At 57.4% G+C, this 331-nt stretch carries 1 pseudogene; it reads right to left on the bottom strand.

The annotated features are described in order from the left end of the window. A pseudogene (gene tuf, locus QSV36_RS14250) lies at positions 1–331 on the bottom strand (elongation factor Tu); the annotation flags it as partial.

Here is a 331-nt window from a genome sequence, read left to right as displayed (position 1 = left end):
GGTGGTGTTGGTGGTTGGGCGCAGACCAACGATTTCCAGCGGATCCTGAACGCGGACGATACCACGCTCGATACGACCGGTAACAACGGTACCACGACCCGAGATCGAGAATACGTCTTCGATCGGCATCAGGAACGGCTGGTCAACGGCACGAACTGGCTCAGGGATGTAGGCATCCAGAGTCTCTACCAGCTTCTTGACAGCGGTAGTACCCATTTCGTTGTCGTCTTTGCCTTCCAGCGCCATACGAGCCGAACCGATGATGATCGGGGTGTCGTCGCCTGGGAAGTCGTAGGTGGACAGCAGGTCGCGAACTTCCATCTCGACCAGT

It is taken from the genome of Pseudomonas sp. BCRC 81390, assembly GCF_030341915.1.
GTDB lineage: Bacteria > Pseudomonadota > Gammaproteobacteria > Pseudomonadales > Pseudomonadaceae > Aquipseudomonas.
The sequence above is the reverse complement of the archived record's forward strand: the minus strand, read 5'-3'. Positions and strand labels throughout refer to the sequence as shown.